The organism is Chloroflexota bacterium (assembly GCA_020850535.1).
GTDB lineage: Bacteria > Chloroflexota > UBA6077 > UBA6077 > JACCZL01 > JADZEM01.
Map to the genome: position 1 here is coordinate 1 of JADZEM010000066.1, position 7,325 is coordinate 7,325.

The 7,325-nt window shown below is 69.1% G+C and carries 5 protein-coding genes; 3 read left to right on the forward strand and 2 right to left on the reverse strand.

Going from position 1 to position 7,325, the window contains the following annotated elements:
- Positions 1–561: 561 nt before the first annotated feature.
- The 3 genes from IT306_09790 to IT306_09800 are packed head-to-tail and all read left to right on the forward strand — an operon-like array spanning position 562 to position 4,067.
- Positions 562–2,304 (forward strand): ABC transporter substrate-binding protein, encoded by a 1,743-nt coding sequence (locus IT306_09790; protein MCC7368704.1) that lies wholly within the window; start codon positions 562–564, stop codon positions 2,302–2,304.
- A 3-nt stretch (positions 2,305–2,307) separates the two neighbouring features.
- On the forward strand, positions 2,308–3,228 hold the full coding sequence (locus tag IT306_09795) for an ABC transporter permease (GenBank protein ID MCC7368705.1): 921 nt from the start codon (positions 2,308–2,310) through the stop codon (positions 3,226–3,228).
- Positions 3,225–4,067 (forward strand): ABC transporter permease, encoded by an 843-nt coding sequence (locus IT306_09800; GenBank protein ID MCC7368706.1) that lies wholly within the window; start codon positions 3,225–3,227, stop codon positions 4,065–4,067. The genes IT306_09795 and IT306_09800 overlap by 4 nt, the downstream gene beginning before the upstream one ends.
- Before the next feature lie 96 nt (positions 4,068–4,163).
- Here the strand turns inward: IT306_09800 and IT306_09805 are convergent, their stop codons facing one another.
- Entirely contained in the window at positions 4,164–5,468 is a 1,305-nt protein-coding gene (locus IT306_09805) for a hypothetical protein (protein ID MCC7368707.1), read from the reverse strand.
- A 187-nt stretch (positions 5,469–5,655) separates the two neighbouring features.
- Positions 5,656–6,966 (reverse strand): hypothetical protein, encoded by a 1,311-nt coding sequence (locus IT306_09810; protein ID MCC7368708.1) that lies wholly within the window; start codon positions 6,964–6,966, stop codon positions 5,656–5,658.
- Between the last annotated feature and the right edge of the window lie 359 nt (positions 6,967–7,325).

Sequence of the window (7,325 nt, forward strand, 5' to 3'; positions counted from 1 at the left end):
AGCAGCAACAGGCGAGACTGGCGCGTCGCGCAGCGACTGCAGGATCGTAGGCGGGGCTTTCAAGCCCCGACGCCGCCGCACGACGACATCAACATGCCATCGCCCAGGGCGATACGCCAGGGCGATCGCATGTTCATCGGTGTCCCCGAAGCATCATGGAACGGGCGGTCGGGGACTGAAGTCCCCACCTACACGCATTCAGTCGCTGCGCGACGGCAGCCGGGAACAGCATCGACTGGCGAGCCTGGAGCGTCGCGCAGCGACTGCAGGATCGTAGGCGGGGCTTTCAAGCCCCGACGCCGCCGCACGACGACATCAACATGCGATCGCCCTGGCCGCCGCGCGAGCAGCGTGGCACCGAGACGCAGGCTGGGCTACCATCGCATGCAGAATACCTCATGAAAGATGCGGCCTGATGCTGGACGGACGCCGTACTCGCAGCGCGTGGGGATCTCGGCGGCGCCCACACGACGCTGCGGGTTGGGAGCGCGGCGGACGTCTGGGAGGCTGCGTCTTCGCGGTCCACACTGCCGCCGAGTAGCTCGGCCCAGGAGGCTTCCCATGTCGTCGGTGCTGCCCACCCGTCGTTTGACAGCCGTTCGGCGGTCCCGCCGTGACCTGTTGCGCCTGATGCTGCTGGGCGGCGCTGGCGCGCTGGCCGCCGCCTGCGGCCAGGCTGCTCCGGCCCCAGCGAAGCCGGCGGCGGAGCCAGCGAAACCAGCCGCTGCCGCGCCAACAACTGCCGCGGCGCCGGCCAAACCCGCTGAGGCCGCCAAGCCGGCCGAGGCCGCGAAACCGGCCGAGGCCACCAAGCCGGCCGAGGCCGCCAAGCCGGCCGCCGGCGCCCCAGCCGTCAAGGCTGGCGACGCGGCCGGCTCGATCACGATCAGTCTTGCCAACGAGCCGTCCACGCTCGATCCGATGTTCGCGCCGGGCACCACCGAGTACAACCCGATTGTCAACGTCATGGACGGCCTGTTCACCACCGGCGAGAACCTGGCGGTCGTTCCTCGGCTTGCTGAAGCGTACAAGCAGGTGGACGATCTGACCTGGGAGTTCAAGCTGCGTCAGGGCGTGACGTTTCAGAACGGGGAGCAGTTCAACGCCGAGGCCGTGAAGGTCACCTACGAGCGAAGCGTCGATCCGAACCTGAAAGCGCGGAACACCTGGGCCGCCGACGTCAACATCGAGAAGATCGAGGTCGTCGATCCGTACACGGTCCGCTTCAAGACCAAGACGGCGACGCCCCACATGCTGGCGCGCCTCGCCAACGACCACTTCATCTACCCGCCCAAGTACCTGGCCGAGACCGACCCGAAGACCATCGCGCGGAAGCCCATCGGCACGGGCGCGTACATCTTCAAAGAGTGGGCCAGCGGCGACCGCATCGTGCTGGAGGCCAACCCGGGCTTCTGGGACAGCCAGAAGCCGACCATCAAGACGGTCACCTGGCGCTGGACCCCCGAGCATACGGCCCGCCTCGCGAATCTGAAGACCGGCGCCATCGACCTGATGGAGCAACTCGACCCGACCTCCATCGCCGAGGTGGATGCCGACGCCAAACTCAAGTCGCTCTCAATCGCCGGCGGGCGGCGCGTGTTCGCTGGCTTCAACACCAAGATCAAGCCGCTGGACGACGTGCGGGTGCGGCAGGCGATCAACTACGGCGTGGATATCGAGGGCATCTGCAAGGCGATCCTCGGCGGCGCGACCACCCGCATGAAGACCTGGGTCAACCCGCCCAACGAGAGCCCGAACGTCAAGGGCTACGCCTACGACCAGGCGAAGGCGAAAGCCCTGCTGGCCGAGGCCGGCGTCGGAAGCGGCACGAAGATCACCTTCGACCTCTCGGCCAGCAGCTACATGAAGGGCAGCGAGTTCCCGCAGGCCATCGCCTCCAGCCTGCGTCCGCTGGGCATCGACGTTGCGCTCAACCCGGTCGAGCCGAACGTCACCACCCAGATGCAGCGCGACCGCACCACCAACGGCATGTACATGCGGAGCACCGCGCCGTTCTTCGACGCCGGCCTGGACTTCGACATCATGCGGCTCAACCACGCCGGCAACTCGATGCAGTGGGACGATCCCGAGTTCCAGGATCTGATGAAGAAGATGTACTCCGGCGGCACCCCGGACGAGCGGAAGCAGTGGTCGTTCCAGGCCCAGGCCCGCATGTCCGACCAGGCCCCGATGCTCTTCCTGTGGAAGCAGCCGGAGATCTACGGCACGGCTAAAAAGGTGCAGGGCTTCACGCCAAGCGGCGACGAGCGGCTACGGGTCTGGCGCATGTCCATCTCGGGCTAAGCCGTGTCCCGGATCATCGCGCAGCGGCTGATACAGGCGTGTTTCGTCGTGGTGGGCGCGTCGCTGGTGGTGTTCATGCTCTTGCACTACACCGGCGGCGACATCGTCCTCACCATGCTCCCGGACTGGGCCACCGAGGAGCAGCGCGCAGACTACCGTCGCAAGCTCGGGCTGGATCTGCCGCTGCCCGTGCAGTACCTGAACTGGCTCGGCGCGGCGGCCGGCGGCGACTTCGGCATGTCGTTCCGCAACGACATGCCGGCCATGGATCTGGTCGTCGAGCGGTTCCCCGCCACGATGCAGCTGGCGGCCACCGCCCTGCTGGTGGCGCTGGTGGTGGCGTTCCCGCTCGGGATTCTGGCGGCCGTCCGCCGAGGATCGTGGTGGGACCGCGCCTGCATGGGGCTGGCGCTGGTGGGCCAGTCGATCCCCGGGTTCTGGCTCGGGCTGATGCTGATCCTGGTGGTGGCGGTGGAGCTCCGCTGGCTGCCGGTCTCCGGGCGGCAGGGGCCGGAGTACCTGATCCTGCCGGCCCTCACCCTGGCGACCGGGCCGCTGGCGCAGTTTGCGCGGCTGGTGCGCTCCTGCATGCTGGAGATGCTGGCACAGGACTTCGTGCGGACGGCCCGCGCGAAGGGCCTGCGCGAACGTACGGTGCTGGTGGGGCACGCGCTGCGGGCGGCCCTGCTGCCGCTGGTGACCGTCATCGGGCTGGAGATGGGGGCGCTGCTCAACGGCTCGGTGGTGGTCGAGAGCGTCTTCGCGTGGCCGGGCATCGGGCGGACGCTGATCGCGGCGCTCGAACAGCGCGACATCCCGGTCGTGGAGGCCGGCGTGCTGCTGGTGTCGGTCATCTACATCGGGATCAACCTGGTTGTGGACCTGCTGTACGCGTTCCTCGATCCTCGGGTGCGCTACCGATGAAGCGGTTGCTGCGTCATCAATCAGTGCTGCCGGCGCTGGCGATCCTCGCCATCATGGTCCTCTCAGCAGTCTTCGCCGGCGTGCTCAGCCCGTTCGACCCTCGGGATGGCGCGCTGGACGCCCGCCTCGCGGCTCCGCTCACGCGGCTCGATCATCCGCTCGGCACCGACCCGATCGGCCGAGACACGCTCTCGCGGCTGCTCCACGGGGCGCGCGTCTCACTGACCGTGGGGTTCGCCTCGGTGCTGCTGGCGGCAGTGGTCGGCAGCTTGCTCGGGGTGGTGGCCGGCTGGCGCGGCGGCTGGCCGGACATCGTGATCATGCGGATCGCCGACGTGCAGCTTGGGTTTCCGTCGTTCCTGCTGGCGATCACGCTGATGGCCGTGCTCGGAGCAGGGGTTGGCAGCGTGGTGCTGGCGCTCAGCATCGGGGGGTGGGTCCGCTACGCCCGGGTGATGCGGAGCACGGTGCTCCCCCTCCGCGAGGTGGAGTACGTACAGGCGGCGCGGGCTCTGGGGGCAAACTCGGTCCGGACGGTGTTGCGGCACGTGGTCCCGAACGCCCTGACGCCGGTCATCGTCATCGCGACGCTCTCGCTGGGCGGCAACATCATCACCGAGTCCAGCTTGAGCTTCCTGGGGCTGGGCGTCGATCCGCAGACGCCGAGCTGGGGGAGCATGCTGGCCGAGGGCCGGCCGTACCTGAACTCGGCGTGGTGGGTCTCGGCGCTGCCCGGGCTGGCGATCAGCCTGACGGTGCTGGCCGTCAACCTCGTCGGGGACTGGCTCCGCGACGAGCTGGACCCGCGCCTGCGCGGCGGCCGAGGCCGGGCGGCGTAGCATCGGGTGAGGGGCAGCCGGCCCGCGTCTGCCCCTCACCCCCGCGCCGCGGGGCGGGGGTGGGGGGTGTTCTGCCCGGGGTGAGGGATTGCCCCGTCAGGCGAGGTAGTAGCCCGCGTCGATGGCCTCCTGCCACAGGCTGATGATGGCCGGACCGATGCCGCTCGGGAGATCCTGCTCGGGCTTCATGTAGCCGTGAACGCCGGCCATGAATTGCACCACCCGCGCCTTCGGGGCCGGATCGATCTTCGCCAGCTCCGGGAGCAGGATGCCCTCGTAGCGGGCGCGGGTGTGGTCCCGGCTGCCGCTGGTGATCCCGTAGAGCAGCGGCGGCACCGGCTTGACGCCCGGTCCGGACAGCTCACGCGGGTAGTCGCGGTAGTGGGCGACCAGCGCCTCGGTCTCCTCGGCGTTCAGCTTGAGCCGACGGGCGGCCGAGCGGGCGCCGGCCTCCAGCACGTCGTAGGCGGCAAACTGGACGACGTGCTCGGCCTTGATGTTGGGGGCCGGCTTGCGAAGCTCCCAGGCGGCAAGCACGTCCTCCATCAGCCAGGGGAGGCGCTTCATGCCGTCTGCGCCCGCCTCGGGGCCGGCGTACCGCGCGATGTCCCGCCAGGTGCGGACGGTGATCCAGTTGAACGGGTACGGCCACGTCTGCTTGAGCATCGCGCTCATGATGCGGCCGAACGGCGTGCTCTCGATGCCGATCAGCCCGGCGATGTTCTCGACGCGCTGCAGCAGCATATGGACGAACGGGCCGCCGGTCGAGTGGCCGTGCGCGTAGATCGAGAACGTCTCGGCGGGGAAATTGCGCTTGCAGACGGCGATCATCGCCTGCTCGAAGGCGGCCGGCCACGATCCCATGCGGTCGTAGAACGGCGTGCCCTCCTTCGCTTCAAGGAAGATCAGGGTGCCGTACTTGGCGCGGAAGACCGGATCGGAGCGGTCTTCGACGATGCGGTACTGGTCCGGAGTGATGACCTCGTCCGTGCACCAGATCGGGGTGCGGGCGGTACCGTCGCCGTTGATGGTGTCGCCGGGCCAGTCGCGGCCGTCGTCGTGCAGGTAGAGGTGCCCGGGGTGGGAGAGCGTCGCGATCTTCCAGCCGAGCTTGCGCGCGAGCAGCAGCGCCAGCGGCTCCATGCCGCGATGGTCGCCGCCGCCGCCGTGCAGCAGGAACGCGCCGATCTTCTTGCCGTCTGGGCCGGTCGGGATGGCGGACTCGTCTTTCGGCTGGTAGACCTTGCCGCCGATGTCCCAGTCAAGCTCGTGGACGCGGATGCGGAAGATGTCCTCGCGGACCTCAAGCGGCAGATCCGGCCGGGCCAGGATCCGGTCCGAGGCCGCGACGATGGCCTCGCGGGTGACCTCGGCGGGCGGCGCCCAGGTGCTGGTGCTCATGGGGTGTCGTCCTTCTTCGCCCTGGCCTGCCGGCTCGTGTGCTGGAAGCCGGCAGGATGGCGGACGGTCCGAGCCGGGCGGCTTGCGCCCGGCCGAACCTTTCGTGACAGGGGGGTGGCGTGCATAGGAGTCAGGCGAATCGCCCTGACGCGCCCACGGACGGCAGGCGCCCGCGGCAGAACGTGGCCTACGGCAAGTAGTAGCCCTCGGCGATAGCCTCGTCCCACAACTGGGCGACGGCCGGCAGGACGCCGTTCGGCAGATCGTCCTCGGGCTTCTCGTAGCCGTGGACGCCGGCCTGGAACACGACGAGCGCCGTGCGGGGCTGTGGGTCGAGATCGACGTAGGTGGGCAGCACGACGTGCTGGTAGCGGTCGACGGTGTGGTCGCGGCTGCCCTTCGCAATGCCGTACAGCAGCGGCGGGACGGGCCGGGCGCTCGGACCGCTGAGCGGCATCGGGTAGCCTTCGAAGCGCGCGACCAGGGCGGCGGCCTCCTCGGCGTCGAGGCCGAGCCGCCGGGCAGTCGCGCGGGCGGCTGCACCCAGCTGCTCGACGTTCCCATAGGTGATGAGGTACTCGGCCTTGAACTGGGGCTGCTTCCTGGAGCGTTCCCAGGCCTCGAACACATCCTCCATCAGCCAGGGGAGCTTCCAGGCCCCCTCTGGCCCGGCCTCGGAGCCAACGTACTTGGCGATGTGCCGCCAGGTACGGATGGTCAGGTCGGTGAAGGGGTAGTCCCAGGTCATCCCGAGCATCCTGCCGTAGACGGCCCCGAACGGGCTGCTCTCCATGCCGAGCAGCCCGACGGCGTTCGGCACGCGCTGCAACAGGATGTGAACGAACGGGCCGCCTGTCGAATGGCCGTGGGCGTAGACGGAGTAGCTGTCCGCTGGAAAGCAGCGGCGGCAGACCTCGGTCATGGCGTCGTCGAAGGCTCCGGGCCACGCGGCCATGCGAGCGTAGAACTCGCTGCCGGGCAGGGCGCGGGCGAAGAAGAGCGTTCCCCACTTGCGCCGCCGTTCGAGGTTCGAGGTGTCCTGCACGACCTCGTACTGATCGGGCGTGATCTGGCCGTCGCGGGTCCAGCGCGGGGTGCGGACGGTCCCGTCCGGGTTGATGGTGTCGCCGGGCCACTCGTGGTTCGGGGTGTCGAAGGCGAAGTGACCGGGGTAGGTCATGCAGGCGACGCTGTACCCGAACTTGCGGGCCAGGAAGCGGGCCATCGGGACTTTGGAGCGGTGGTCGCCGCCGCCGCCGTGGAGCAGAAACACGCCGATCTTCTTGCCGTCTGCGCCGAGCGCCTGGTGGGCGGGGTCGCTGGGCGCGACGACGGCGCAGGCGACATCCCAGGGCAAACCGAGACTCTGCAGGGTGAAGACGTCGGTGCGCTCGGAGATGTCGCGGTCAGGCCGCGCCAGCACCTCGTTGGAGGCGCGAACGATCTCCTCGCGGGACACGGAGGCCGGCGGACGCCAGACCTGAGCTGGAGTCGACATGGCAGTCACCTCGAAGGGCTGCCCTGCATTGTGCCCGGATCGCATGCTTCATGCAATCTGCCTGCGCGAAGGGGCGGGCCGGCGTTGCCGCCGCACCTGCCCACCCTCGACCGCCGGCGACGCCACCCACGAGTGGCGAGCGCGGCGCAGCCTGACCCACGCCGTGACCTCCTCGCCGTACCGTTCGCTGGGGATCCCGATAACCTGCAGCTCGGCGATGGCCGGGTGTGCCTAGCACTACTCTGGCGTCCCATCAGTAGGAAGGCGAGCGAGTCTCTGGCTGGCGTGAGGGGTGGCAGAGCGAGTGGGCAGGGGGATGCGGGAGTGGCAGGTTGGGCAAGCGACGGAAAGGACGAGGG

What these genes read in the sequence shown, in the direction of transcription:
- IT306_09790 (MCC7368704.1), top strand. Translation starts at nt 562, where the DNA reads ATGTCGTCGGTGCTGCCCACCCGTCGTTTGACAGCCGTTCGGCGGTCC.
- IT306_09800 (MCC7368706.1), top strand. Translation starts at nt 3,225, where the DNA reads ATGAAGCGGTTGCTGCGTCATCAATCAGTGCTGCCGGCGCTGGCGATC.
- IT306_09805 (MCC7368707.1), bottom strand. Translation starts at nt 5,468, where the DNA reads ATGAGCACCAGCACCTGGGCGCCGCCCGCCGAGGTCACCCGCGAGGCC.
- IT306_09810 (MCC7368708.1), bottom strand. Translation starts at nt 6,966, where the DNA reads ATGTCGACTCCAGCTCAGGTCTGGCGTCCGCCGGCCTCCGTGTCCCGC.